The organism is Photorhabdus asymbiotica (assembly GCF_003634575.1).
Classification (GTDB): domain Bacteria; phylum Pseudomonadota; class Gammaproteobacteria; order Enterobacterales; family Enterobacteriaceae; genus Photorhabdus; species Photorhabdus asymbiotica.
Genome location: NZ_RBLJ01000004.1, coordinates 804,785 through 830,800, shown reverse-complemented (window position 1 = coordinate 830,800; position 26,016 = coordinate 804,785). Strand labels below are relative to the sequence as shown.

Sequence of the window (26,016 nt, the reverse complement as noted above, 5' to 3'; positions counted from 1 at the left end):
CTCTCCGTTATTTCAGTAAAAGATAAAAGCGATATTCGAGAAATACTCTCAGCGGCCATGCCACTTTTCTTTGTCTATTACGGGTATGCCAATCCCATTTATCCCCTTCATCTTTCAAGTTGCTGCTTTGTTGGCTGCTTTCACTTACCCCAGTCACAGAGTTATCTATGCTCCTGGGGATGCGTTCATTTGCCGCCGCGCTGCAAATTGAAATCTATTGGGTATAATATTAAGATGGGATTGGGATATTTCGGCTTGAAAACGTGGTACCACCAACCCCGCCTCAGTCATAAAACAAAACGCAAAATATCCTGGTGATGTCATCACGCATTGCAGCAATGAAAAACCGAATCCCGCTATTTCCAAGCAGACCTTTAGCCGGCAGAAAATAAGAGCAAAGCGATCATGTCCGTCAAAATAAATATTCACACTGACCCAATCAGTTATTTCTTAACCCCGGCGATTTTCTAAACAGATTAGTATAAAATCAAGATAATTTTTGTCAGAAAGCACTTTTTGTTTAAATCAGGTCAGCCGTAAAGACTGAACATCACCATATTAAACACACAATATATCAATCAAACCTAAACGACATACCTTTTGTTGAATAAAAAGATGGCATGTATCTTCGTAAGATAGCAGGGCGGAAAAATTCGATTATTGCCGAACAATGCCATGATAATGAAAATCGCATAATTTATTTCTTTCAATAAATGACATCACACCCGCGAACAAGGTCTATTATTTTTCAGGCCAGCAATAGATACAATAAAATCAGCGTGAGAAAAAGAATGATTATCAATTAATTTATGCGAATGAAAATAAACGATGTCGGTTGAAACTGGGCAACAAAAATAATTTTGTTGCCAGTCTATCCATCCACGAATAAAGCACGATACATTAATCAGAATATTATTATCCTATCGACTCAATTTATCCCTATTTTACCGGTGACCGCCCGCTGTCATTATTTTCACTGCGTCATGGTGATAAATCAGTGCGGTAATGAACAACATACGGATAATTTCCAAACCAGAGCTATCTGCCTTATTCCGCCGCCCAGTCCTCATCAGTCGTCTCGGCTGGCCTCTCTTGACCCGGTGCCACCTCAAAAATCGCCTTCGGCAACTGAAAGCCCCGCAGTTTCAGCAACGCCAGCGGGCCACTCCCCATTTCCGTGCGTAAAATCCACCTCAGCGGCAAACCATCCGGGGCCATAAACGTTAACTGATAACGACTCTCATCCAGCCTCTCCACTTTCGCCTGCGCCAGCCAGCGAATTAGCCCCCAGTTCCCCTGATAATCCCCAAATAAACGGGACCCCGCATTCACACTCGTCCAGCTCAGCATCACCCCCGGTCGGTAAGTCTCCCCCGGCCAGCGAAAACGCTGCCAGCTTTCCATCTGGTTAAAGTAACGCAGCGGCTGGCCGTCTATCGTCAGGTCAGTTTCCGCCACATCCCGCACCGCTCTCGCCCGCAGCTCAAACCGTAACCCCTGACTGCCATCCGCAAACAGCACATCCGATAACTGACTCAGCTGATTCACCGCCTGCAAAAACCGCGGGTTAATCCGCAACCCCTGACTGTTCACCTCATCCACCCTCCAACGGTTGCCCGCTTTATGCAGTATCCCGCCTAGCTGACGGTTCAGAAACTGCTCTATCCGCCCCGAATCCGACCGGATAAACTGCCCCAGCATCGGTAACGACACTTCACTCTCCCCCCCAGCAAACGGATAACGCCCCGCAAACGCCCTGTTCCAGCTGTCCACTATCGCCGTCTGCCACTGCGTATTCAGATTCGCCGCCGCCGGGTTCAGTACCCCCTGCCACGCCTGCGTTAACGGCTGCACGAACAGCGTCTGACCCAACCCCTGCCATTGTTCCCCCAGACTGGCCGCTATCAGACGCCCATAACCCTGCGTCTCTGTCAACGCCGTGCTTTTCCCGGTAAATACCGCCCGGGCCAGCGTATTCGCCATGGCCGGCGGGTCATCACTGGTGTTCATCTGTTGCAGTGTCAGTCGCACCTGTGTGACCCGCGTCAGAAAGGTCTGTAAATTCAGGCTGCTATCCGCCTTCATTCCCCCGTCCGTCTGACTGTCTCCCATCAATGCCCGCAGTGGCCCAAAGGTCGCCTCCATTGGTCCCGGCGTGCCTGCCGCCTGCGGGACAATCCCCGGGGGCGTTTTTTTATTCCACAGCGCTTTCGCCGATTTCACCAGTGAATCCGATAACGTGGCGCCTTGCTGACCCGTCTGCCCCTGATACGCCACCGTGTTCATCAACGCTATCAGCGGGGACTGACGCGCATCCGCCATCAGGGTTAACTGGTCGACCACCGCCGACAGACTCTGGGCTGTATTCCAGCGCAGGCTGTTCAGAAACGTCTGCCACGCCCCGGCAAAATCCGTAAAGTAACGTTCGGTCAGCCGGGCTTTCAGCTCCGCCGGTGACACCGCCGCCGGGACGGTCTGATGGCGGTCACTCAGCACCCAGTCAATCGCTTCACGCCGGGAAGCCACCGCCTTATCAATCGCTGTCTGTATCTGCCCTTCCCATGCCTGACGGGTAAACATCCCCGGCACCACTTTATCCGTGGTAAACAACCGCGCCGCTTCCGTGTCGCCGGTCATCTGCCTCAGCGTCAAGTCCGCATAATCCTTCGCCACCGATTGCAGCATCTGCTGGTAGAGCGTGGCATCCGCATTGTGACGGCTTAACTGGGTCAACAGTTTCTGACGCACCTGCCGGATTAAGTCCGTATCCGGGGTGATTTTCCATGCCGGATGGGCCGCCAGATTGTGCGCGTAAAAATCCCATAAATCCGGCACCGCACTCAGCCAGATACCCGACGCAATCCCGGCCCGGGCCGGTTCATTTTCACTGAGTATCCGGGTTAAAAATGCCCCCTCCGCTTTCTCCGGGCGGGCCATCATCAGGTAGGCTTTCAACAGGTCATGACCGGCTGTCGCCCGATTCGCCCACAGCGGACTGTTCGGCGGTAAATTCACCAGCGCTCTCAGTTTCGCCTGCAACACCGCCGCGGCTTTATCCCGTATCAGCCGGTTATTCACTTCGGTGTAATCCGGCATCACCCTCGCCAGCAGCGTCTCATTCTGATTCAGACCAAAACGCTGATACCAGGGCGCCCCGTGTTCCACCCGGGACTGCAACCGGCCCACTTCATTGCGCAGCGTGTTTAACGCCATCAGTTCAGCCCCGGATGCGGCCGGGTGCGTTTTCAGGTCCGCCACCGCCGCCTGGACGACCATTATCTGGTCGCGGTTGCTGAAAAATGACAGCACCATACCCGCCCCCCACAACAACGCCAACGCCATCAGGCCGTGATAAACCTGCCGTTTCTGAACCCATCCCAGCCGTCTGCCGGGGGCCTGCCGGCAGTCACTGAGTACCCCCTGCCATACCGGGTCCGGCAGCCAGCTCTGGGGCGCGCCATCTTGATTGACTCTGACCGGCAGACTGAACATCAGCCCCCGCAACAACACGACATCCGCATATTCCTGCAATACCGGCGTCAGCACATCACGCCAGTGAGCCATTCCCTGCTTTTCCAAAGTAGACGACAGGCGATACAGAAAATCATGGGCATTTTTTGCCAACAGTTGCTGCATGCCCTGCCGGCGCATCGGGTCAATCAGTCGCTGTAATTGTGCCGCCACCGCTTCCGGTGTCGTGCGTTCCGGGAAAAAGCAGCCCACCGGCTGAGTGACACGGTCTTCCTGCGACCAGACACTGTGACACACCTGCCACAAATAAACCGGTGCCTGCCAGCGTAACTGCTGGGCCTGTTTCTGTAACATCCGCAGCGCCTTGTCCATCAAAACCGGCTGGGCACTCTGGGTTTCGGTCAGCGCCCAAACCACCCCATTCAGTGGCCGGAAACGGCGCAACCGACGCAGGGCCGCCAACTGGGCAGCATCCGGCTCACTCTGCACACTGCCGCCGTACACCAACAGCGTGCGATGGCCCTCCAGCCAGTGTCCGGCAGTCAGCCCCGGCGCAATCGCCTCCACCTGTTCCCCCTCCCCCATCACCAGCAAAATACGCACTTTGAACCACCAGAACCGACCGTAACGGCGGTGCAGGCGGGCACCTAATTCACTCAGTATTAACGCAGACTGACTGGGGATAATCTTGGCCTGTTGAGTCTCTGGCCGGAATTTTTGTTGTGCTTTATTTTGCCATATATGCTCCCAGATCTTGCTGCCCAATAAACCGGTCAGTATGACCAGAGAAACCACAGCACCGGCATACCACGCGAGTTCAAGCAGCCCTTTTTCCGCCAGCAACGTTTGATTAAGATAAATCAGCAAAAAAAATACTCCGGCCAGACTCAGAGTAATAAAAACATATCCCCAAAGGCCATGGTGGTAGTGATTCGCTTTCATAAATGTAATTCCTTCGTCATTAAATAAAGTATCGCGTTACCCTCAGGTAATTGATTGATAATAATATGGTCACTGTTTGTCAGGCCAACGGCCTCCGTCAGCATGGCTGAGGCCAGAAACACCGACAGCGGCCCCGGCGGACCAAAAGTACGGTCAATTAAATGCACAGGATTTTCCGGGGCAAAATGGAATGGGCTATCATGACCCTCCATCATTAGTTCAGTCAGCGCGTCTTGAGAAACTCCTGTGACCCAGAGATGCCGCATATTGCTTTTATCAATGCGGTTATATTCAAATAACATCTTGAAATCTTTCTTTATTTCCTGCGGAACTGAAGGTAATTCCCTTCCCATGCCAGCCAGAATGTTTAACTTTTTCTGGGCGGCAAATGCCGTCGAGGAAAACAACTGCGCAGACAAAAATTCGCTGTACGCTTTTTTACCCCCTGTAACAGGCCAGCACTGGCAGGCGATAACCATTATCAGCCCCTCAAAAGCAGCCTTATCGTATAACGAGGTTATTGCCTCCCGGTGTTCTATTTGCGTGGGCGCCATCCCCCACAGTTGTTGCACACACTCGCTATCATGGAACAAATCCGTCGAAGGAACGTCAGCGAGATAAATGGTGTGCAAAAGCTGGCGATACCCCGGACACTGTTGCTCAAAATCCTGATCCACTTGCGCCAGTAACTGCCGGAAATCCATTGATGGCACAGACAGCGCCCGTCCGGTATCGGGAAAGGCTGGTATATTTTTCTGCTCCCCCAATAGAGGAGCAATGCCCTGCGGTTCTGGCGTCAGAATCACATTGCCAACCACCGCCAGTTGCTTTCTGCTCCATTGCTGCCACTGAAAATGAGTTTCCTCACTGGCCGCTTCCCAGGCTTGCGATGCGGTACAAAATCGTTCATAGCGATTCAATGCCGCACCAAATAACATCAGCCAGCCGAAAAAGGCCGGCAGACTGCCATGCAATACAACCTGCAAGAAATCGGGGGGTTCTATCAGCATCAGTGCTATGCCGGTGCCTATCGTTAGCATCAACAGTAAAATAATCCCCCACACCCCATAACGCACAGGTGCCACAACGCGAAGTGAGGGGATTTCAGGAATCGGCCAGCTCATGATAATAACTCGACATAGTGATAAGACATTGAACTCAATACACAACTCCTCCACTGGCAACAACAATATTGCACTACTACAGAACGGCCTTTACGGTTGAAATATATTGTTGAAGAAGCGGTGATCACTTTGTCATTTCGAACGGTGGCATCACCTAAATAAACAATAGCAGACATGGGGATATCCTCTCTTGGTTATCAAAATAATTGAATGAATCTTCAAGTATCGGGAAATAATATGTTATACCGAGATACCCCGTTATTGACTGTAATCTTAATAGAGCCATATCTTTAGCCATTGAATGAAAAAATAAATAAGCGGCCCACTCAGTAACGCCGCAACCGGAATTAAAAACAGGAGACGTTTGTATTTCTTTTGCTTAATGCCTTGCACAGTCCGATAAATGACATAACCATCAATAATCATGATGATCGGCCATGCATAATAGAAAGCAAGAAAAATACAGATTAATACTGTCTCCCAAAAATCGAATTTAATCACATTGAACCTCTCATTAATTCATTATTAAAAAAACGGCCTCCCACAGAGAGAATAGCCACAATCGTCAATAAATTTAGTCAAATATTCTTTATTCAATCTTCACCATTAAACGAAAAGTGAATAATCAGGCTTTATCATCCTGATTCACCCTCATTCCCGTTATCTAGATATTCCTATCAGGATTTTAATTTGAAGCATATTTTTATCGCTATTTAAAAGCGCCCGGCCTGACTCTGAGAGTCTGGCTAATTGCATCCCAAAATGCCACTATTTCATTCTGGGTATAGGCTGTCGGTATCTTTTCATCATTAACCACCGTCAAATCAAATACCGGTGTTTTTTTTCCACCCGTTTTCTCATTAGCCAATAATGTAAACTGATAACGCGGATCATCACTAATCTGCTGCAACCCCACCGCCAATAATTCCTCGGTATCCAGCCCATTAACTTTTCGCACACCTTTACGGAAAATATGCCCCCGGTACAGGGCCGCTTTAATTACATCAATGCGCTCCAGCATACTGTCTTTCTCCCGGATATAGTTATTCGTCTGAATTCTCACATTCAAATAATTATCCGGGTTCGTTTTATACAATAAGCCTATATCTTCTTTATCACTTTGGTTATCAGCAATAAATGCATTGGAGATACAACTTCCCGCCGTCGTCGGGATTTCCGTTTCTGCACGTCCCTGTATACGGGATAATAAGTCCCTCAGTTCAGCCAGTTTAGTTGGTACATCATTATTATAAATATCAGGATGAATCTGCCGATCTTTATCATAACGTGCAGCGGAAGCATTTGTCGCTTTCATTTCCACTTTAATCGCCACGCCATTGCTATATATATGGGCTTCTAATACTCTGACCGCATCTGGGACACTTTGATTTTGCATACGCTCAAAAATAATCCCTTTCATCCCCTGAGGGACAGAATAAGTATTTTTTAAATAGGGCATATCAATGGGATATGACGTCTCCATCTGCCGTAATGCCTGTTCCCGTAATTGGATACGTTGTTCAAAAGCAGGCAAATAGAGCCGTTGAGTTTCTATCCAATTATCATTCACCCGCGCTGCATTCACGGTATCGCTATAATTTGCGGGCAGATCAACCAAGTACCGACCGATGCAACGGGTTTGTAAGTTTGCTAATAATTTATCCACAGCTAATTGTTCCTTCTGATTTAATACAGTATGTGGGGAATAAGGCTGTAACCGGTGCCACACCCCGTAAAACACCAGCATAAGCAGGCTGGCCATCGCAATAACAAGTACAAATACTTTTTTTCTATTCATTGAAATAAACCAGAAAAGCTTGGTTAACAAATTGCACTATTTGATAATTGCCCGCAGAATAAACCGGAAGGCAATGTTCTTAATGAGCAAATTAAAAAGCGCCCGGCCTGACTCTGAGAGTCTGGCTAATTGCATCCCAAAATGCCACTATTTCATTCTGGGTATAGGCTGTCGGTATCTTTTCATCATTAACCACTGTTAAATCAAATACCGGTGTTTTTTTTCCACCCGTTTTCTCATTAGCCAATAATGTAAACTGATAACGCGGATCATCACTAATCTGCTGCAACCCCACCGCCAATAATTCCTCGGTATCCAGCCCATTAATTTTTCGCACGCCTTTACGGAAAATATGCCCCCGGTACAGGGCTGCTTTAATTACACCAATGCGCTCCAGCATACTGTCTTTCTCCCGGATATAGTTATTCGTCTGAATTCTCACATTCAAATAATTATCCGGGTTCGTTTTATACAATAAGCCTATATCTTCTTTATCACTTTGGTTATCAGCAATAAATGCATTGGAGATACAACTTCCTGCCGTCGTCGGGATTTCCGTTTCTGCACGTCCCTGTATACGGGATAATAAGTCCCTCAATGTAGCTAAATCTTTCTGAGTTGTATTGGCATATACAGCAGGGTAGGATGTCCTGTCTTTATCATAGCGAGCGGCTGAACCATTTGTCGTCTCCATTTCTACTTTAATTGCTACCCCATTACTGTACAAGTAAGCCTCCAGCACTCTGAATGCATCATCAACGCTTACATTTTCTATGCGTTCAAAAATAATCCCTTTCATCCCCTGAGGAACAGAATAAATATTCTTTAAATAGGGCATATTAATATCCTTCGTTGTTCTTGTCTGCCGTAATGCCTGCTCCCGCAATTGGATACGTTGTTCAAAAGCAGGCAAATAGAGCCGTTGAGTTTCTATCCAATTATCATTCACCCGCGCTGCATTCACGGTATCGCTATAATTTGCGGGCAGATCAACCAAGTACCGACCGATGCAACGGGTTTGTAAGTTTGCTAATAATTTATCCACAGCTAATTGTTCCTTCTGATTTAATACAGTATGTGGGGGATAAGGCTGTAACCGGTGCCACACCCCGTAAGACACCAGCACAAGCAGGCTGGTCATCGCAATAACAAGTACAAGTACTTTTTTTCTATTCATTGAAATAAACCAGAAAAGTTTGGTCAACAAATTGCACTATTTGATAATTGCCCGCAGAATAAACCGGAAGGCAATGTTCTTAATGAGCAAATTAAAAAGCGCCCGGCCTGACTCTGAGGGTCTGGCTAATTGCATCCCAAAATGCCACTATTTCATTCTGGGTATAGGCTGTCGGTATCTTTTCATCATTAACCACCGTCAAATCAAATACCGGTGTTTTTTTTCCACCCGTTTTCTCATTAGCCAATAATGTAAACTGATAACGCGGATCATCACTAATCTGCTGCAACCCCACCGCCAATAATTCCTCGGTATCCAGCCCATTAATTTTTCGCACGCCTTTACGGAAAATATGCCCCCGGTACAGGGCTGCTTTAATTACACCAATGCGCTCCAGCATACTGTCTTTCTCCCGGATATAGTTATTGGTATTAATTCTGACATTCAAATAATTATCCGGGTTCGTTTTATACAATAAATCTATATCTTCTTTGTCCCTCTGGTTATCAGCAATAAACGCATTGGAGATACAACTTCCCGCCGTCGTCGGGATTTCCGTTTCTGCACGTCCCTGTATACGGGATAATAAATCTTTAAGTTCTTCCAGTTTCTTTGGTACGGTATTGGTATAGACATTAGGATGCATTTCCCGATCCTTATCATAACGTGCCGCAGAGCCATCCTTCGCTTCCATTTCCACTTTTATTGCCACCCCGTTACTATATAGATGAGCTTCCAATACCCGGACGACATCCGGGACACTTTGATTTTGCATACGCTCAAAAATAATCCCCTGCATCCCCTGAGGTAAACGGTAAGTATTTTTTAAATAGGGCATATCAATGGGATATGACGTCACCATCTGCCGTAATGCCTGCTCCCGCAATTGGATACGTTGTTCAAAAGCAGGCAAATAGAGCCGTTGAGTTTCTATCCAATTATCATTCACCCGCGCTGCATTCACGGTATCGCTATAATTTGCGGGCAGATCAACCAAGTACCGACCGATGCAACGGGTTTGTAAGTTTGCTAATAATTTATCCACAGCTAATTGTTCCTTCTGATTTAATACAGTATGTGGGGGATAAGGCTGTAACCGGTGCCACACCCCGTAAGACACCAGCACAAGCAGGCTGGTCATCGCAATAACAAGTACTTTTTTTCTATTCATCAGGGTAGGCCAGAGAAGTTTGTTTAATAGACTGCGCTATCTTGACAATCGCTCGCAGGGTAAAAAAACGCGTTTTGTCGGTATCATAAGCATTTTCATGCTCAACCTCCGCCCCCAATATTGAACGCAAGCCAATAGTGGTAAACTTCCCGCCCTGAACGGGTACCGTGCCATCACCCGGCTCCTGCGGGTCCGCTATCGCAAAAGTCTGTATCAGAGAATAGTCATTGCCCGGTTTCATCGGATATCTGACACTGCGCGTATCTGAAAACTCCGCACCAGCCGGGTCAAATATCGGGCTATTAAATGCCCGTTCAGGATTACTTGGCCGATTAAAATAATCTTTACGGGCTACCCAGCGGACGGTGCCATAAGAGCGATATTTCGTACTGTTACCATAAAAAGCATAGGTATTGCTGTGGTAACAGCCAGTTAACTTTTCGATAAAAGGCCGAACTTGCGTCAACAATAAATCATGATATTTATCCCAATCTGCCTGCATTACCGCCCGGTTTTTTGTCTTATTTTCCGGGTTAATGAAACGTTCTTCGCATAATCCCCACCACTTATCGCGCTGTAAGTAAATTTCTTCATAAGGATCACGCTCCGGTAAGCTATGGCGTGTATTTCCATCATCAATCTTCAACCACCACTTGCCGTATCCCAGACCGGGCAACAACTGGAGTGGTCCCGGTGACTGCGCCATCACAGCAGTAAACTGTGCACCATCTTTACCTATCACTAATCCCGCTAAGCTAGCTTCACCCGTTTTCATCCGCTTATAGGCTGTCGGCGCACCAAATGTCGGCATCACGCCATGCACAATTCCCAGAATCTTGGTACATCGCCCCAATATTTCTGAATAGTGACGCGCTACCAGCCCCCCCATTGAATGCGTGACCAGTATCACCTTTTCACAAGGCTGACCCCGCCGTTTATAGCCCGTAACTACCTGGTGAATATAGCTCACCAACTGGTTTGCTGACTCCGCATTAGATTGAAGCCAGTTATACCCCATCACATGAACCGGAAACTGATACTGATAACTCAGCTTAATTTCATCCGGTGTCAGTCTGGCTTCCCCTGTCTCAGCCTGTAAATCCATAAACTCCAGTTGCTGACGCAGTGTCTTTTCACCATTATTTTCCAGCCGGTTTTTCAATAAATCATCTTGATCATCCAGCGCCGCCTGAAGCCAGGGCAAAAACTTGCCGTAACTCATATAGGCTACCTGCCCCCAGCCCCGTTCTTCCCGCGAAGGAAATTTAGGACCTTCTTTATCATTGTCATCCACCCTTCCCCGTGAATCGACAAAGGTATTCTCTGGATCAAGTAACTTTTTTCGATCTTCTGCGCCCTTGAAAAGCCAGTCCATCAAGGCACCCACTTTGCTGTTTAAACGCCAAACTGACGTTCCCTTTTGATCCTGCAAATTACTTCCCATTACCCCGGGCAGAAAAATCACCGGGATCACCCGGTTTGGCACCTTATAACAGATGGCTTTCAGATTTTTTTCACTGGCCGCGTTAACCAACGGGTAATACAGCCTGCCATGTTCGTCATAGACCGGGGTAACAATCACTTTTTCTGATGAATCTGTCATCAATCACTCCTTATCTTCTGTTAAATAGAATTTCATTTTTTCCACACCTAATTGCTGCTGTTTAGCGGTTTCACCGTCAGAACCTGTTGTTAATGGTTGCTGACTATTGTCTTGGTTATGCAAAAGTCCGTTTTGGTTATTCACTGGTGAATCATCAAAAGCCCAGAGGACCTGCGGTGTTATAGAAAAATCCGTGGTCTCACGTTGGGAAGCCATCTGATTAAAACTCTGTCCGCCGAACTTCTGCCATTCCCCTGCCCGCTGGATAATGTGAGCCGGAGCACCGCATTCCACCTGCCCGTTGCCAATCCGAATATATCCCCCGCCACAGGCCAGCAAAATCTCCTGTTTTGCACTGATGATCACTTTGCCCTCATGACTGCTTACCGTGATGTCTTTCAACGCCTCGAGTCCCATCGCATCACCCTGCGCCTGAATCTCTACCCGACCTCGACTGGCAAACAGTTTGATCCCCAGCTTTTCAGCAAACAGGCTAATCATCCCACCGGCAGCCACCGTGAATTTTTTCAGTACGCTGAAATCAGTATTTTTACCACTGGTGACAATGACATTGTCCCCCGCAGACAATTGCAGACTTTTCGCCGTCGTTTGGGCAATCCCCTCCGGCGCGGAAAGTAACAGCGCTGATTTTTTCAGTTCCGTTAAGGTGTCACTCAATAACGCTTTCTGATGCTGCAAATCTGCTAATTCAGCTTGAGCGGTTTCTGCCGCACCGCGTAAGGCTTCCGTTAACGCCTGTGCTTGCTGTAATTGACTAATTGCCGCCTGCATCTCCAGCACCGGTCCCCCGGCAGTGGCTTGTTTATCCGCACTGATAAACAACCCCTTACCCGCGCGGATTGCGCCCCAGTCATCGGTACGCAGCTCGAAGCCTTCGCCCCGTTTATTCGGGTGCGGACGCTGGCTGTCCACCAGATGCCCCAGATTGAGCTGGCTCTTGCCACCGTATTCAGTACTGAGTTTGATGTGCTCCTTCCCGCGCTCGTCATCCATCCGCAATTTGTTATTCGCCGGCGTGCGCAGGACGTTACGTTTGTAGTTGTACAGCGTGACGGGGTCGGGGTGTTTCGAGTCATGCAGTGCGTGAGCGATATAAGGCCGGTCCGGGTCGCCCCCTTCAAACGCAATCGCCACTTCCGTGCCAATCAGCAACGGCCAGTGAAAACCGTAGGTGTCACCCGCGTAGGGCCGGGCTAATCGCACCCACAGGCTTTCTCCCCCCTGCGGCCAAGTCGCCCGGTCAAAGTCAAATGACACCCGATACAACCCGTCTTTGTCGATATCCCCGTACCGGTCATTCACGGTGGTACTGCTTACCCGCGCCGGCAGCGTGCCCGCCATCACCGGCTTCGGAATTAATGCCGGACGAAAACACACGGTTTCTGAATAGGGGATGGCAGTAAACGCCATGACAAAACTTGCATCCCGGCGGGCGCTGCTGGTTATCTCGGTGATAATCACCCCTTGACGAAACACTTCAGGGGCCTCACCCTGCACTTTCAACTCCTGCCCCGGTACCAGCGTGGCCGAGGTGGTTAATCCCCGCAGCCGGGTCTGTTGATTCAGGTAGCGCTCATGGTGCAGCCGGGCATAAAACACCCCGCTTTCCGCTTCCGGTTCAATGGCGTAACGGTTTCCCAGCACCCGGTAGTGATTGATGTAATGGTACGCTTCTCCGTAAACCGTCGGGTCTCCCCGCGTCACATCCGCCTCCACATCCATCCCGTATTGCGGCTGTGCATCGCGGTAGTTGTAATCCCGGGTCAAGATTTTCCCTTCCACCACCTGATGCGCGGTTTCCATACCCCACACCGCATCTGTGTCCCGGCCATGCATGCCCGACGGGTCCAGGGCCGGCAGGTAGACGTTAAACTGGTAGTGACGCTGTTTGTCGTAAAACTCCACCACGTCAATTTTCAGCCGTTCGTCCGCCGTCAGTTTGTACCAGATACCCACTTCCGCCAGCAGCCGTTGCACAAATCGCAGGTCATCCTCGCCGTACTGCATCACCTGCTCCCGCTTCGGGTAAGTGCGCGCCAGCGTGAACAGAAAATCCTGGCCCCGGAAGCCGTGCCGCTCCCGCAGGATTTTTTCCACGATTTCTGGCACCGACATATTCTGGTAAATCGCCGACTGATGACTGTTCGCCAACAGCGCCAGCCGGGGCACCAGTGTCACTTCATACCGGCTTTCGTCATGCGAGGTAGACAGCAATCTGAAACGGCTAATCACGCCGTAAAGGGTGCGCAGCGGCATGGGCGGGATTATCGGCATGCCCCGGATACCGGGATTCACCCGCGGCGAGTGCAGGGTAAACGCCGCTTTATGCATCAGCATCTGCCCCGGCTCAATCGTTTTCACCGGGCTGGTGAATTCAATGGTGTAACAAAAAGGCTGGCTTAATGCTTCCCGCCCGGTAAAGGCCAGGATATCCAGCGGCGCGGTGTTCTTCCGTACGTCGAGTTTGTAGCGACTGTGCTCAAAGATAAGCGCCGGGGTTGAAACAGTCATGGCGGGTTCTCCGTTATTTCAGTAAAAGATAAAAACGATATTCGAGAAATACTCTCAGCGGCCATGCCACTTTTCTTTGTCTATTACGGGTATGCCAATCCCATTTAATATTAAGACGGGATTGGGATATTTCGGCTTGAAAACGTGGTACCACCAACCCCGCCTCAGTCATAAAACAAAACGCAAAATATCCTGGTGATGTCATCACGCATTGCAGCAATGAAAAACCGAATCCCGCTATTTCCAAGCAGACCTTTAGCCGGCAGAAAATAAGAGCAAAGCGATCATGTCCGTCAAAATAAATATGCACACTGACCCAATCAGTTATTTCTTAACCCCGGCGATTTTCTAAACAGATTAGTATAAAATCAAGATAATTTTTGTCAGAAAGCACTTTTTGTTTAAATCAGGTCAGCCGTAAAGACTGAACATAACCATATTAAACACATAATATATAAACCTAACTTAAACGACACGATATTTATTTAAACAAAAGGGTTGCATTTGTTTTTGGAAAATGGAAGGGATAGAAAACTCTATTATGTCAGGACAGATCAATGATGATGTAAATATAATTACCTTTATTTTACAATGAGTTACTCTATAACAAAGAATAAGACAACTAACAATATATACCCTTCATCCTTCAAGTTGCTGCTTTGTTGGCTGCACTCACTCACCCCGGTCACAGAGTTATCTATGCTCCCGGGGATGCGTTCACTTGTCGCCGCGTTGCAACTCGAAATCTATTGGGTATATCATAAAACGGGAGTAAGAAAAGAATGATTATCAATTAGGTTAAGAAAATAAGAATAAATTCGGTTATACAAGTCAAAACAGGACATGAATAGTTTTATTATCAGTAGATCATATGTTATTTTAAACAGCCAACATAAATTGCTGGCTGTTTAAACTGACTCATCCAAGTTTATTTAAATGAGTGGTATTAGGACAAAATACTTCCTTTTATAAAGGCAAACTTTTAATTGCAAATATCCCAGTATAGGCCGGTGTCTACAATATCCATTCTATACCCGTCATCTTTCAAGCTGCCTCTTTGTTGGCTGCACTCACTCACCCCGGTCACATAGTTCGCTATGCTCCCGGGGATTCGCTCCCTTGCCGTCGCGATGCATCTTGAAATCCATAGGGTATATACTCTTCATCTTTCAAGCTGCTGCTTTGTTGGCTGCTTTCACTTACCCCAGTCACAGAGTTATCTATGCTTCTGGGGATGCGTTCACTTGCCGCCGCGCTGCAACTCGAAATCTATTGAGTATAGGTACTAAGTTGAGGTTTCGGTAACTTACTGGATATAAGCCATCAATACTGTTGATGTAAATACCGATCGTCTCATCGACATTGTTAAGTCTGACTTTAGAAAAACCACGAACGATTGAACCATTTACTATTCACGTTCTTTCTGCCTTTCAAACTCCAGGTTATCCTTTCTTAACCGCGATAACCTTTTCTCCAAGTTCATGGTACATAGTAAAGTGAAAGCTGATATTCTGCCCCGTCACGATTTGCGTTTCCAGTTCCTCTCGAATTATGTTCAATATTGGGAATGTACTCAGCCAGTCTGCATCACTTTGTACCAGTTCACCTTTCCAAATAGCTTGTAAGTTGAAGTCGTCTTCACACGCCGATACACAGCACATTTTACAGAAACGCCATAAGGGAAAGTTGTTACGATTCAATTTCCAAACCAAAAACATCTTCCCATTATCTATCCCTACGAGTTCTCTTTAATGAATAATTGCTTACCTGGAAAATCGATTAATACTGCGTATTTATTAAAGAAATTATTCCCGATTAGTCCATCAGTATTTAACTGATTAAATCCCCCATCAACCAATACCGAATTCAGCTTGATTCCCTTAGCGCCTATTTCGTCAAGTTGAAACGTCGATGCAACGCACCCTTTATTGTCCATATCTTGAACCACAGCCTGACAAGAAATATTAGTTGAGGGAGATTTCAACCTTTCTTTCCAAAACATCGAAACTGATGCGCCAGTATCTAATACCATGTTATAGTTCTTAAAGTTTTGTGAAACTTTAACAGCAATGCCTTCTTTAGTCAGTCTCAGCGGCAATTTTATCCAGCCATTATCCACATTGACTCCCAATTCTTGTAAATGATCAGAAACCGATAATTTCCGGCTTTTATAATCAATAAGAACAGCCTTCCCCTTGAATAAATCAAGACCAATTACCATTGAGGAAGGAAGATTATTATCTCCAATTAATTTCATCCCCCATGGTGTTAATGAAACCCCTGTAACATTCTTAAACATCATCCCATTTATCGAAAGCTGTGGAATGTTAAATTTGTCATTTAAAAAAATCTTACCCGTAAGATCAGTGGAGCGTGCTTTTTCCGGTTCGATAACTAAGCCGGAAATTTTCGACATAAGATTTTTAGATAAATGGAGACCTATAGTTGAACCCGTATCAATCATAAGATTTTGAGTTTTCCCATCAATTTCAAGATTTGCTATCGGTAGAGCAAATTCATCAAATTGAAAATTTATATGCATGACTTTTTCAGAGGCCATAGAGTCTGTGGCAAACAATGACATCATGGAAGAAAAAGCAACAAATGCAGTCACTTTGATATGTTTACTTAGAGAAAAATACATGGGGATTCTCCACTTCTGCGTTCATACTTAAGTCAAAAACCCTATCCGCCATTGCGATCATTGTCGGACGGTGGGCTACAAATACCCTGGTAATCTTTAATTCTCGTATTGAGTCATTAATTTTTGCTTCGTTATCGATATCCAGATCACTCGTTGCTTCATCAAGAAATAATATCTTTGGACGTTTGTACAATGCCCTGGCAAGAGAAATACGCTGTCGCTGTCCACCTGACAGAGCACTGCCCATGTCTCCAACCATTGTTTCATATTTCATCGGCATCTCTTCTATTTCAATACAAAATGATAAAGCCAATACTTGAACTAAAGCCCGAGATAATCCAGATACGTTTTTAAACATATCCAGCAATCGAATTGTTTTCTTTTCAGTACGTTTCTGAAAGTCTTTATTTGGCCAAAGCTCAAGTGCAATACCCGTAAATTTTTTAGATAACTCATCAACAGAAATTCTTCTCTCACCTTTTGCCGGATCATGAATAATGACTCCACGGCGGGAAAATTTCTTTAATACAACAAAGTGATTAAAAGACCAATGCAAAATACAAGGCGTTTTTACCTGACTTAAAGAATCAAGATCAGCTCGAATTGGACGAGAAGCTAATGAGAGACGATCAGCTAATACTATAATATCGCGCAGGTTCATACCTTTTAAAGACACCTGATAGTATTTGCGGAGTGCTTGCAGATCCATGTTAAGTCCATAATAACCTGCAATCATAGCGACACAAGCGAGCCCACATTCTGTAGCCTCTGTTTGCATCACCACGGGAAGACGGTGCCGGAATGCTTCAAAGTAGCCTTTCATTGTGACATTCATACATCATCTCCAGGTTTACCTTGAGTCGCGACATGAATTCTTTTTAGAGGTAATAAAATCCATTCGTAGATTGGCCTTTTCCTTATAAAAATATCTGTTTCGACCCCCATTCCGGGCCGTAAAGGATGTATATTTCCCGCTAAGAGTACACCGTCGCTTTTGGGGCGGATATGAACTTGAAAATACCGTTTCTGTTGCCGATTATTCTCATCCCTTGTTCCTAAACTCCCTTCAACTAATGTGGTGGAAATTGCAGTAACAATACCATCATGCTGCCCAAACCACTGATATGGGTAGGCATCAAACCGTAATTTTACAGATTGTCCCTCTCGTAACTCGCCAATCACTTCAGAGGTGGAAAAGATTTCTACTTTAGGGCGGCCCGAAGTAGGTACAACACTCGCCAATTCTTGGGACGAGCGAATTCTTTTGCCAACTAATCCAGTAATTCCCGTTAACTTACCGTCAATCGGAGACGTTATATAGAGTTCCCTTCGTTCTTCCGTAGAGACTAAGTCTTGATCTAGCCGCGCAATATCTCGACGTAATGTTTCACGTGAAGTTTCAAGTCCAATGTGAATTGTCGCCAACCTCGCCCTGATATCAATAGATTCACCCTGCAACTTAACCTTTTCTCGTTTGTAAGCCGCCAGTTGAACAGAAGCGGTATAATAATCAGAACGACGTTCTATATGATCCGTTTCAAGTGCTATTCCTTTCCCGACTAATTTATTGAAAAGCTGAGCTTTGTCAAATAGCCATGCGACTTGTTCAGTTGATTTTGTGATCAAGTTGTCTAATTCTAGAATCTCCGCTTCCTTATTCTTAAGAAGCTGGGTAAGAAAATCACTTTCCTTATCAGACGCCTCTGATTTCAGCATGATCTCTCGTTTAATTGCCGTCTTCTGTGACTTTAAGGCAGAAGTAATTTCATGACTTGTACGCCCATATTCGGTTTGAGTTTCCATGTTAACGATAAAAATAACATCTCCAGCGCGAACTTCTTTCCCTTCAACAGCAAAACTACGAACAATGGTTCCATTACCCGCTGCTTCTATTCTCGCAAAACTGGCTGCTCTTGATAGAGTCCGTCACCAGCCACGGGCCAGCCGATGGAAAGCACCATGCCAAGCTTGCCAGGCTGTTTGCCGGTTCAAATATACAACAGAGTAACTGAGCATATTATTAATCGTCTGGGTTTAACAACAAAAGCCTCTATTTCACCGTAGAGGCTTTTCTAATTAATTTAAACTTTAGGTAGTGTCCCGCATTTTTACCTATTCCCCCCTACCTGCGGTTAATTGTTTTTTAACTGATGGTGATTATTTGCATACCAGGAAATATAATCATTACTCGATATCGGCGTTTCAATGCCAATCTTATCCACGCCAAAATTGGTAATATAATCGTTTATTCTGTCTGCATGCTTACGTATATATTCAATGCGTCTCTCATCTATTTTTTGAGATTCCTGTAGATTGATCACTTCACTCTTCAGGAGGTTACTCATGGTACGATAAATCCAGTCGAGAAGATAACCTTCGATAATCATATAAAAATCATCATCATTATTATCGTGGTATGCATCAATAGTTGTCGTCACCACGGATAAAACGGCATAGGTTTGGCTTAGTTCTAGAAAATCTTTACTATGCTTATTAAACATATCGAGATTTATTTTCTTATTGTTACCCACTACTAGTCGGTTTAGTTTTTTATATAAAAAGTTCATATAACCATTCAAAATGGAAAATAAGTCATGCTGGACGGATGTCTTATGTATCTTCGTCATCTTATTGAGAATAATCATCCCGCCAGCTTTTAATGATAATACCAAGTTATCACCTTCCGACGTAATTGCACCAAAATTAGATATCAAATAACTGGATATTTTGTTAATCGTAAATAATCCCTGTGCCCCACAACGTTCACGGCAATTAAGTAATATTTCTTGTGTACGCCATGTACACAGCGACTTAGTCGTCGTGATTTCAATAAGTAGTTCATCTGAAAATTTAAAGTTTTTGACTGATTCTGATAATATAACCGAAACCTTTCTGGTTAACTCTCTTAAGTATAACGTGTGAGTGATCGTGCTCAGAGTATCCCAGGCAATCCCCTCTTTGAAATGAGAATGATTAATTATTGGCATAATACCTGAGTAGCCAAACGTTTGTCGTTTATTTCCATATGCGTTGGTTATATGAAGAGCTGATTTGGCCGCTGTCACTGAACTCATTGCCATGCATAACTTCCCTGAATGTATTCTATTTATAATTAACGAGAATCTTTCTATTAATTTTTTAGTATGCAATGATACGTTTCCATCTCTGGTCAGGGTTATCATATTACCCGCGAGGAGTCCTTCAAAAGGAATTTCGACATGATCAAATGAAGTTATTGCATTATCTAAATAAAATCCCGGCTTATCACCAAGTGGAGTAATGTTAACTCCAGGCGTTAATTTGCCATTTACCGACAGAGGGAGAATGAATGGGAAAATACCATATTTCTTTCCTGATACATATAACTGCGCTAAAACTACAGCTATTTTTGGTAGTTCACAAGGTGTCGTATTAGGCATAAATTTATAGGCATTTTGGCTTGGTGAATTCAACATGAATACACCTTTTTCCGGAAGATAATTAGCCTGTGTTTCGATTGCGATAAGATCATTCCCGTGAGCCAGCTCAGTCGCTAGATATACACCAATAGCACGACCTGAACAAAGTTTTTGGTAAAGAGTTTCGACATAGGGAGTTTGCGATCCTAAGTTAGCGATAGTACCTATGGCTAAATTAAAATGAATTGACAGCATAGAAACTACAGCACAATCATGTGGAGCTACCAGTTCATGAAGGGCAACTAATTCATTAAATGATTTCGTATGAATATTATTATTTCGAATATATTTAAGCAGTTCTATAAACTTTTTTACTGACGATTGATAACTATCACAATTGCTTTTAAGTAATTCTAAAAGACTATCAGATACTTCTGCATTTCCTATACCTAAATAAGACTTTAATTTTGATGCTGAATCACACAATGATCTATTCATATCGATGAAACCTTTACCAGAATAACAATATAAAAGCTACAACCTGAAAGATGAAGGATATATTAGCTATTTAATAGTGTAATAGAAATAACCTGTTAAAAACTTTCTTTCTTATAGTCCAGTAGATAAATCCATATTAAACATGTTCATCAAGTAAATAACTCGTCGTCGTTATTCCCTTCGAATAGGTGATTAATCATTTCATCATCAAAATTATCTTGATATGAATAGTTTCCTATGGGAATATATTTTTATTGTTTTAATATAACCAGTTGGTTAATTGATTATGAATCTTAGTTTTTGATGATTATGGTACCAGATAGAGGTAATCAATTCGTTAAAGAAATAACTAATAAATTAGCTAAAGCAGAGAATAAATCTGCAACAAAACATTTAATTTAATGATGAAAATATTTATTTTTAGTGGAAATTTTTTCATTATTTTAAACAATGTTGACGTTATTTTTATCAATTACTTATTTTTAATGGAAAAACTTCTGGCATTATTTATCAGGACAGTCACCTATTATATTAATATGAAGTTGATGAAAAGATTATTTTCATAATCTACACTGCAAAACGTCAGACCTTCTTTATATTATTAACCAGGAGTAAACTATGAAAAAATTGATATCTATGCTATTCATTTTAATTGGTATGATTAGCGCCCCTGCATTCTCATCGGAAACCAATAGCGGCGTTGTTAAAGTTGTAGAAATTAAAGCAGATTGGGAAAATCCCTCACATTATCTTTATACATTTAGTGGAATTTTGGCTAGTAACTGTGGAAAACCAGGTTATATTTGGTCAGGATCAAGCGCTGAAAACGTCAATGATATATTAAAACAAGCTTATGCACAGGATTTAAATATTAAAGTTGGCATAGATAATGTGAGTTGTAATATAACTACGGTTTATGTTATTAAACAACGGTAATTAATTCTCACATTATTATTAATGGGATAAAAAGATAGATAAGCATTAATCCCCCTAACTCTATAATAAAACCCTCTATTGCAAAGTAGAGGGTTTTAAATTTATTTAAATCACAATAATCATATTATTATTGTTATCTTATTCTCTATACAAAGCTAATTTCCATGAAAATAACACATTGAGTTTAATAAATAAAAATTCAGGTATTATTTATCAGACAAATCACTTTTTATATTAACAAAAAACTAATGAAAATATTATCTTCATCATCTACACTCCAAACTTACCAAAGTACCTTTATTATTAACCAGGAGTAGATTGTGAAAAAATTTATATCTATGTTGTTTATTTTCATTGGCATGATTAGCACCTCAGCATTTTCAGCTCAACCCAACAGTGGGATTGTTCGTGTTTACGAACTTAAAGCTGATTGGAAAACTGAAACAAATAGTACTACACTTTATCTTTATACATTTAAAGGAAATTTAGCCAGTAACTGTGGGAAACCTGGTCATCTGTGGTCAAAATCAAGCGATGAAAACATTAATAATCTATTGCATTCAGCTTATACACAGAGATTAGATATTAAAGTTGGAATAGAAAGCACAAACTGTATTATAACTACTGTTGAGATAGCTTTAAATTAAATAATTATGTTTAGTCAGATATAAGTACCTACGATAAAATCCTCTACTGCACCGTAGAGGATTTTTTAAATCAATTCAAACAACATTTTCTCTTTAAAATTATCTCAGCATAACATTTACTTATTCACAATATATTTCAGTAGCAAAACTTGGTGCATTCTCGATAGTATCATGAACTGGGCAGGTTTTATTAATAAAGTCGACAAAGGCATGAATTTCTTCTTCACTATTATCCGCTTTAATATAAAATTTTGTTACTATTTTAGAGAAACCTAATTTCGCTTGTTTATTTCTACCAGTGAAACCATCAGTATCAAGTTCACCTTCCAGATCAACATGAATATCAATTAAATTAATTTTATGCAGTTTAGCAAAAGCCTTTGCTACGATACATTTACAGGCCCCCAGAGAACAGAGTAGAGCTTCAACTGGATTCATCCCATGATCAGTGCCACCTAAATTACGCGGCTCATCCAAATAAAAGGAGAAATCTCTTGATGTACATTCAACTTTCAATCCAGCTACAGATTTTACTTTGGCAGTAAATAATTCTTTCGCCATGATCTCACTCCTTATAATTAAATATTAGTTTTTCACCGGGTCAAATAGAGACAGTTATTATAACTTTTAATTTTTCTCCATTTTGTTTTTAAAGTGCTTATCTTTCAATTATTCTTTCCCAATTTGCTCCTTTATCGGCTGAATGAGTACTTCCGTGGATTCTCTATTGGGTATATATGACCATCTGTCAGAGAATGCGCTTTAGGTCAAAAATAAATTTATCTTCAAAATCAAGTGGTCATCCTACTTCGGGCAACATTCCACTCACTATCCCAATCTGAATGGCGATTATTGCAATACCACAGGCAAATACCAGCAATAATGCTGGTTTACCGCCAAATACCCGATAGCGGCGTTCATTTTGCTGACGGGATTTATATGCCAAGAGACTAGGCAATAATAACGCCAAGATTGACAACGCCACGGCGGCATATCCCAACGCCATCACAAAGCCTTTTGGGTAAAATAGCGCAAAAATCAATGGCGGAACGAAAGTTAATAAACCGGTCTGCATACGCCCGGTTACATTATCTTTGCGTTTAAATAGATCACCCAAAAAATCAAACAAGCCAAGTGCAACACCGAGGAATGAGGTTGCGAGCGCCAAGTTAGCAAACATTTGTACGGCAAGCTCAGTTTTCGGTGAAGCAACAACTTCACGGATGCTGTGCAATAAACCATTCAACCCTGAGTTTTCAGCTAAGATATTAACGAATGTAGGGGAATTAATACTGCCAAGAGTCGCCAATTGCCAGAAAATATAAGCCAGTAGCGGAATTGCGCTGCCGATGATAAATACCCAACGCAGCCGACGTATATCTCCATTCATATATTTCACCATACTGGGAACACTGCCGTGAAAACCAAACGAGGTGAATATCACAGGAATGGAAGATAATATTAATCCTTGCTCTAATGGCATGGTCAGTAGATTAATACTCTGAACATGCGGCATCATCATCCCCAACATTAATATCAGGAAAATAATTTTTGCACTAAAGATAACCCGGTTAACCATATCTACTGAACTGGTGCCAATGCAAACAACGCCTCCAGCAATTACCGTAAATAGGACAACACCGACTGAAGCAGGAAAGGATGAATTAAACCATTTATTAAGGCTAATCGTCAGTAAATCCCCCGCCCCACTGATATATGCCGCAGTCAGTGCATACATCAGAAACATCATACTGAAACCCGCTAATATTTTACCGCCGTTGCCAAGATAACGCTGAGCAAGTGTCCCCAGCCCCGTATCCGGCGACTCATATTGATAAGCTTCAACCAGCAATAATGCGGTGTAACTCATCACAATCCACAAACCCACCAGCATGATCAAACTGACACCAAATCCCACACCAGCGGTTGCTAATGGCATAGCTAACATGCCAGCACCGATCGTTGTTCCTGCTATGATAAAAGTACTGCCAAAAGTACGGTTTTTCACGTTTTTTTCCCTTCGAATCAACTGCAAATATTTAATAACAGAAAATCAAACCACTTTCTTTTTTTCTTCTTCATCAACAACTTGAGTTAGTTTGTGAATAAAAATTTTCTGAAGCCTTTCCCAATATTCGTCAAAATCGTCAGTACTACGTAAACAATGTGTCATGACTGCCGCCCGTAAAACATACAGACTACGAACTTTATTCCACTCTTCCCGGCGGAAACCACAGCTTGCAACATAATGCCAAGGTGTATCGCCATATTCGCTATAGCCAAGTGAAGTGGAAGAAGTCAGAAAATCATTGGTATAAGTTCGGCCTGTCGCATATGAGCAAAGCTCATACATACGTTTATTAAGACGGTTGTGATGCCCCAAATCGTCATTACCCCGCTCTTTAAAGGTAAAATTGACCATATGGAAATCAGGATGTGGCATGACATGAATTTCAAAACAACGTTTGCCAACAACAAGCGGCTCTGTAGCTAACAGCTTTTTAACCATCCAATTGGCTGTCACAATACCCGCAGCAATCACTTTTCCGTAACTATTGATATTAAGTGGCACCAATCTGTGCGCTGCCCAAATCGCTGCCGCGGTAGCCCCAGCTTTAGAACCCTCCATAATAGAGGAACCAAGTACCACACGCCGATTAACCGGTTGCTCAGGTTGATCATTAACATCTTCAAAAACATAAGCGGCACGGTAGGAAATCAAGTCAACAATACGCTTATCTTTCATGCAGACAGCCCCAGCCGCATACTGAATAAATCCAACTTTATGAGGATCTACGGTAATCGAATCAGCATGACACATTGCCCTGAAACTCTGATAAATTTCAGGTTTAGGCCAGATTACCCCCTCTGGAATAATTTCCAATTCACGATAACGGCGGATAAGTTCATCATATTCCATAAACTCACCCTGTTCATTAAGGAACATTGCGCTGGCATAACCTGCATAAGCAGCATCAATATGCACATAAAATGAAGCGCCATAACGTTCTTCGCACTCTTGACGCAATGCAATGACTTCATCAACTCTATCGACAGCTCCGACTTCCGTAGTTCCAACCACAGTCACCATTGCCAAAATCGGTTCGCCCTGTTCTATCAGGCTGAACGTAATTTCACGCATTTTTGCAACATCAGTGCGATAATATTCATCTACCGGCAATGGAACGATATGTTCTTGACCAATCCCAAAAACGTCCATTGCTTTCATCCAGGAATAATGCTTCGACTGTGGAACTAAAACCTTACCAAACATTCCCTGCTTTATTCCGACACCACGACAAGAAAGTTCTCGAACTTCTTCGAAAATACCACGTCTTTTTAATTCATCAGTCAGATCCAAAATATCTGACGATGACATATTTAACAGTTGTTGTTCCGATTTATCCTCAACTAAATCACAGGATTGTGGGTGTTGCGCAATAGCAAGTGGCATAGTTTTTAAATTACGAGCAACCCATAGCCCTTCATAATTGGCGACGGTTCCGCCTGATGTGATATGTCCCCAAGCCCGTCGGGGGTCATAACCAAACATCCGGCACAGATCCAATCCGGCTTCAATTTCCAGTTCTGTTGTTGTCGGGGATGATTCGTGAGCACAATTGTTCGGGTTGTACATCATCGCCATCACATACGCGAGATTGGAAACCATCAGAGTGTCAGCATTCATATGCCCCATATAACGAGGCGAAAACCAAGGCACAGACGTGTTTTTCAGTTTGGCAGAGAGTTGATTCAGAATCCCCTCAGTTCGATAAAGGGTTTCTCTATAATCAGGTGCATAACGATCAACGGAAGTTACTAAGGCGGGATCTTCAGGATGAAAATCAGAGCGCCAGTGCATATGCTCACTTACGGCATACTCCATCATTTCTCTAAAAAAAACTGCATTTTCTGATTTAGGGCCTAAAAACAACGCATCGATATTTAAGTGCGAAGTAAACTGCTTAGTCATAATCACATACCCTTTTCCAACTGACATAAACTACCGTTAGTAACAGAGAGATTCGTATCTGCTTTATTTATTAATAAAATCACTATCATTCTCCAATAAGCA

Annotated in this window: 21 protein-coding genes; 3 read left to right on the top strand and 18 right to left on the bottom strand. The window is 43.8% G+C overall.

The genetic code is table 11. From position 1 onward, the window contains the following. Positions 1–7 precede the first annotated feature (7 nt). The 14 genes from BDD30_RS23775 to BDD30_RS19460 form a co-directional block, all read right to left on the bottom strand. Positions 8–157, bottom strand: a complete 150-nt coding sequence (locus tag BDD30_RS23775) for a hypothetical protein (protein ID WP_158307065.1) — start codon at positions 155–157, stop codon at positions 8–10. Between the two features lie 890 nt (positions 158–1,047). After that, positions 1,048–4,413 (bottom strand): ImcF-related family protein, encoded by a 3,366-nt coding sequence (locus tag BDD30_RS19520; protein WP_015834448.1) that lies wholly within the window; start codon positions 4,411–4,413, stop codon positions 1,048–1,050. Beyond that, entirely contained in the window at positions 4,410–5,537 is a 1,128-nt protein-coding gene (locus BDD30_RS19515) for a hypothetical protein (RefSeq protein ID WP_015834449.1), read from the bottom strand. Before BDD30_RS19515 ends, BDD30_RS19520 begins: the two co-directional genes overlap by 4 nt. Before the next feature lie 273 nt (positions 5,538–5,810). Beyond that, entirely contained in the window at positions 5,811–6,038 is a 228-nt protein-coding gene (locus BDD30_RS19510) for a hypothetical protein (RefSeq protein WP_015834451.1), read from the bottom strand. Between the two features lie 208 nt (positions 6,039–6,246). Next, positions 6,247–7,335, bottom strand: a complete 1,089-nt coding sequence (locus tag BDD30_RS19505) for a T6SS immunity protein Tli4 family protein (protein ID WP_015834452.1) — start codon at positions 7,333–7,335, stop codon at positions 6,247–6,249. Positions 7,336–7,426: 91 nt separating this feature from the next. Beyond that, a complete protein-coding gene (locus BDD30_RS19500) occupies positions 7,427–8,512 on the bottom strand; it encodes a T6SS immunity protein Tli4 family protein (protein WP_015834453.1) in 1,086 nt (361 codons plus the stop codon). A gap of 91 nt (positions 8,513–8,603) precedes the next feature. Beyond that, entirely contained in the window at positions 8,604–9,683 is a 1,080-nt protein-coding gene (locus BDD30_RS19495; protein WP_015834454.1) for a T6SS immunity protein Tli4 family protein, read from the bottom strand. After that, positions 9,676–11,286: an esterase/lipase family protein gene (locus BDD30_RS19490; RefSeq protein ID WP_015834455.1), complete on the bottom strand. Its 1,611-nt coding sequence runs from the start codon at positions 11,284–11,286 to the stop codon at positions 9,676–9,678. The genes BDD30_RS19495 and BDD30_RS19490 overlap by 8 nt, the downstream gene beginning before the upstream one ends. Before the next feature lie 3 nt (positions 11,287–11,289). Then, positions 11,290–13,818, bottom strand: a complete 2,529-nt coding sequence (locus BDD30_RS19485) for a type VI secretion system Vgr family protein (RefSeq protein ID WP_015834456.1) — start codon at positions 13,816–13,818, stop codon at positions 11,290–11,292. Positions 13,819–13,831: 13 nt separating this feature from the next. Continuing rightward, the gene (locus BDD30_RS19480; RefSeq protein ID WP_015834457.1) at positions 13,832–14,128 is read right to left on the bottom strand and encodes a hypothetical protein; all 297 of its coding nucleotides are present in this window, start codon (positions 14,126–14,128) and stop codon (positions 13,832–13,834) included. Between the two features lie 1,132 nt (positions 14,129–15,260). Continuing rightward, positions 15,261–15,479, bottom strand: a complete 219-nt coding sequence (locus tag BDD30_RS19475; RefSeq protein ID WP_041381887.1) for a hypothetical protein — start codon at positions 15,477–15,479, stop codon at positions 15,261–15,263. Positions 15,480–15,553: 74 nt separating this feature from the next. Beyond that, positions 15,554–16,462: an aspartyl protease family protein gene (locus BDD30_RS19470; RefSeq protein ID WP_041381888.1), complete on the bottom strand. Its 909-nt coding sequence runs from the start codon at positions 16,460–16,462 to the stop codon at positions 15,554–15,556. Next, a complete protein-coding gene (locus tag BDD30_RS19465) occupies positions 16,443–17,297 on the bottom strand; it encodes a cysteine peptidase family C39 domain-containing protein (protein ID WP_015834460.1) in 855 nt (284 codons plus the stop codon). The genes BDD30_RS19470 and BDD30_RS19465 overlap by 20 nt, the downstream gene beginning before the upstream one ends. Then, complete coding sequence (locus BDD30_RS19460) at positions 17,294–18,178, bottom strand: beta-barrel domain-containing protein (protein ID WP_249039945.1); 885 nt, start codon at positions 18,176–18,178, stop codon at positions 17,294–17,296. Before BDD30_RS19460 ends, BDD30_RS19465 begins: the two co-directional genes overlap by 4 nt. A 197-nt stretch (positions 18,179–18,375) precedes the next feature. On the opposite strand from BDD30_RS19460, the gene BDD30_RS25110 reads away from it, so the two are divergent. Next, a complete protein-coding gene (locus BDD30_RS25110) occupies positions 18,376–18,474 on the top strand; it encodes a hypothetical protein (RefSeq protein ID WP_231849134.1) in 99 nt (32 codons plus the stop codon). 120 nt (positions 18,475–18,594) lie between these two features. Here BDD30_RS25110 and BDD30_RS19450 read toward each other — a convergent pair whose 3' ends face one another. Next, positions 18,595–20,358 (bottom strand): acyl-CoA dehydrogenase family protein, encoded by a 1,764-nt coding sequence (locus tag BDD30_RS19450; RefSeq protein ID WP_015834462.1) that lies wholly within the window; start codon positions 20,356–20,358, stop codon positions 18,595–18,597. 618 nt (positions 20,359–20,976) lie between these two features. Between BDD30_RS19450 and BDD30_RS19445 the strand changes: the two genes are divergently transcribed. Together BDD30_RS19445 and BDD30_RS19440 are read left to right on the top strand one after the other, a co-directional pair. After that, a complete protein-coding gene (locus tag BDD30_RS19445; protein ID WP_015834463.1) occupies positions 20,977–21,294 on the top strand; it encodes a hypothetical protein in 318 nt (105 codons plus the stop codon). Between the two features lie 320 nt (positions 21,295–21,614). After that, positions 21,615–21,941, top strand: a complete 327-nt coding sequence (locus BDD30_RS19440; RefSeq protein WP_015834464.1) for a hypothetical protein — start codon at positions 21,615–21,617, stop codon at positions 21,939–21,941. 120 nt (positions 21,942–22,061) lie between these two features. Here the strand turns inward: BDD30_RS19440 and BDD30_RS19435 are convergent, their stop codons facing one another. From BDD30_RS19435 to BDD30_RS19425, 3 genes are all read right to left on the bottom strand, one after another. Beyond that, positions 22,062–22,502 (bottom strand): OsmC family protein, encoded by a 441-nt coding sequence (locus BDD30_RS19435; protein WP_015834465.1) that lies wholly within the window; start codon positions 22,500–22,502, stop codon positions 22,062–22,064. A 238-nt stretch (positions 22,503–22,740) separates the two neighbouring features. Beyond that, complete coding sequence (tyrP, locus tag BDD30_RS19430; protein ID WP_015834466.1) at positions 22,741–23,949, bottom strand: tyrosine transporter TyrP; 1,209 nt, start codon at positions 23,947–23,949, stop codon at positions 22,741–22,743. 45 nt (positions 23,950–23,994) lie between these two features. Further along, positions 23,995–25,914, bottom strand: coding sequence for a pyridoxal phosphate-dependent decarboxylase family protein (locus BDD30_RS19425; protein ID WP_041381891.1), 1,920 nt, complete (start codon positions 25,912–25,914; stop codon positions 23,995–23,997). Between the last annotated feature and the right edge of the window lie 102 nt (positions 25,915–26,016).

What these genes read in the sequence shown, in the direction of transcription:
- BDD30_RS19520 (WP_015834448.1), bottom strand. Translation starts at nt 4,413, where the DNA reads ATGAAAGCGAATCACTACCACCATGGCCTTTGGGGATATGTTTTTATT.
- BDD30_RS19515 (WP_015834449.1), bottom strand. Translation starts at nt 5,537, where the DNA reads ATGAGCTGGCCGATTCCTGAAATCCCCTCACTTCGCGTTGTGGCACCT.
- BDD30_RS19505 (WP_015834452.1), bottom strand. Translation starts at nt 7,335, where the DNA reads ATGAATAGAAAAAAAGTATTTGTACTTGTTATTGCGATGGCCAGCCTG.
- BDD30_RS19500 (WP_015834453.1), bottom strand. Translation starts at nt 8,512, where the DNA reads ATGAATAGAAAAAAAGTACTTGTACTTGTTATTGCGATGACCAGCCTG.
- BDD30_RS19495 (WP_015834454.1), bottom strand. Translation starts at nt 9,683, where the DNA reads ATGAATAGAAAAAAAGTACTTGTTATTGCGATGACCAGCCTGCTTGTG.
- BDD30_RS19490 (WP_015834455.1), bottom strand. Translation starts at nt 11,286, where the DNA reads ATGACAGATTCATCAGAAAAAGTGATTGTTACCCCGGTCTATGACGAA.
- BDD30_RS19485 (WP_015834456.1), bottom strand. Translation starts at nt 13,818, where the DNA reads ATGACTGTTTCAACCCCGGCGCTTATCTTTGAGCACAGTCGCTACAAA.
- BDD30_RS19475 (WP_041381887.1), bottom strand. Translation starts at nt 15,479, where the DNA reads ATGTGCTGTGTATCGGCGTGTGAAGACGACTTCAACTTACAAGCTATT.
- BDD30_RS19470 (WP_041381888.1), bottom strand. Translation starts at nt 16,462, where the DNA reads ATGTATTTTTCTCTAAGTAAACATATCAAAGTGACTGCATTTGTTGCT.
- BDD30_RS19465 (WP_015834460.1), bottom strand. Translation starts at nt 17,297, where the DNA reads ATGAATGTCACAATGAAAGGCTACTTTGAAGCATTCCGGCACCGTCTT.
- BDD30_RS19460 (WP_249039945.1), bottom strand. Translation starts at nt 18,178, where the DNA reads ATGCTGAAATCAGAGGCGTCTGATAAGGAAAGTGATTTTCTTACCCAG.
- BDD30_RS19450 (WP_015834462.1), bottom strand. Translation starts at nt 20,358, where the DNA reads ATGAATAGATCATTGTGTGATTCAGCATCAAAATTAAAGTCTTATTTA.
- BDD30_RS19445 (WP_015834463.1), top strand. Translation starts at nt 20,977, where the DNA reads ATGAAAAAATTGATATCTATGCTATTCATTTTAATTGGTATGATTAGC.
- BDD30_RS19435 (WP_015834465.1), bottom strand. Translation starts at nt 22,502, where the DNA reads ATGGCGAAAGAATTATTTACTGCCAAAGTAAAATCTGTAGCTGGATTG.
- BDD30_RS19425 (WP_041381891.1), bottom strand. Translation starts at nt 25,914, where the DNA reads ATGACTAAGCAGTTTACTTCGCACTTAAATATCGATGCGTTGTTTTTA.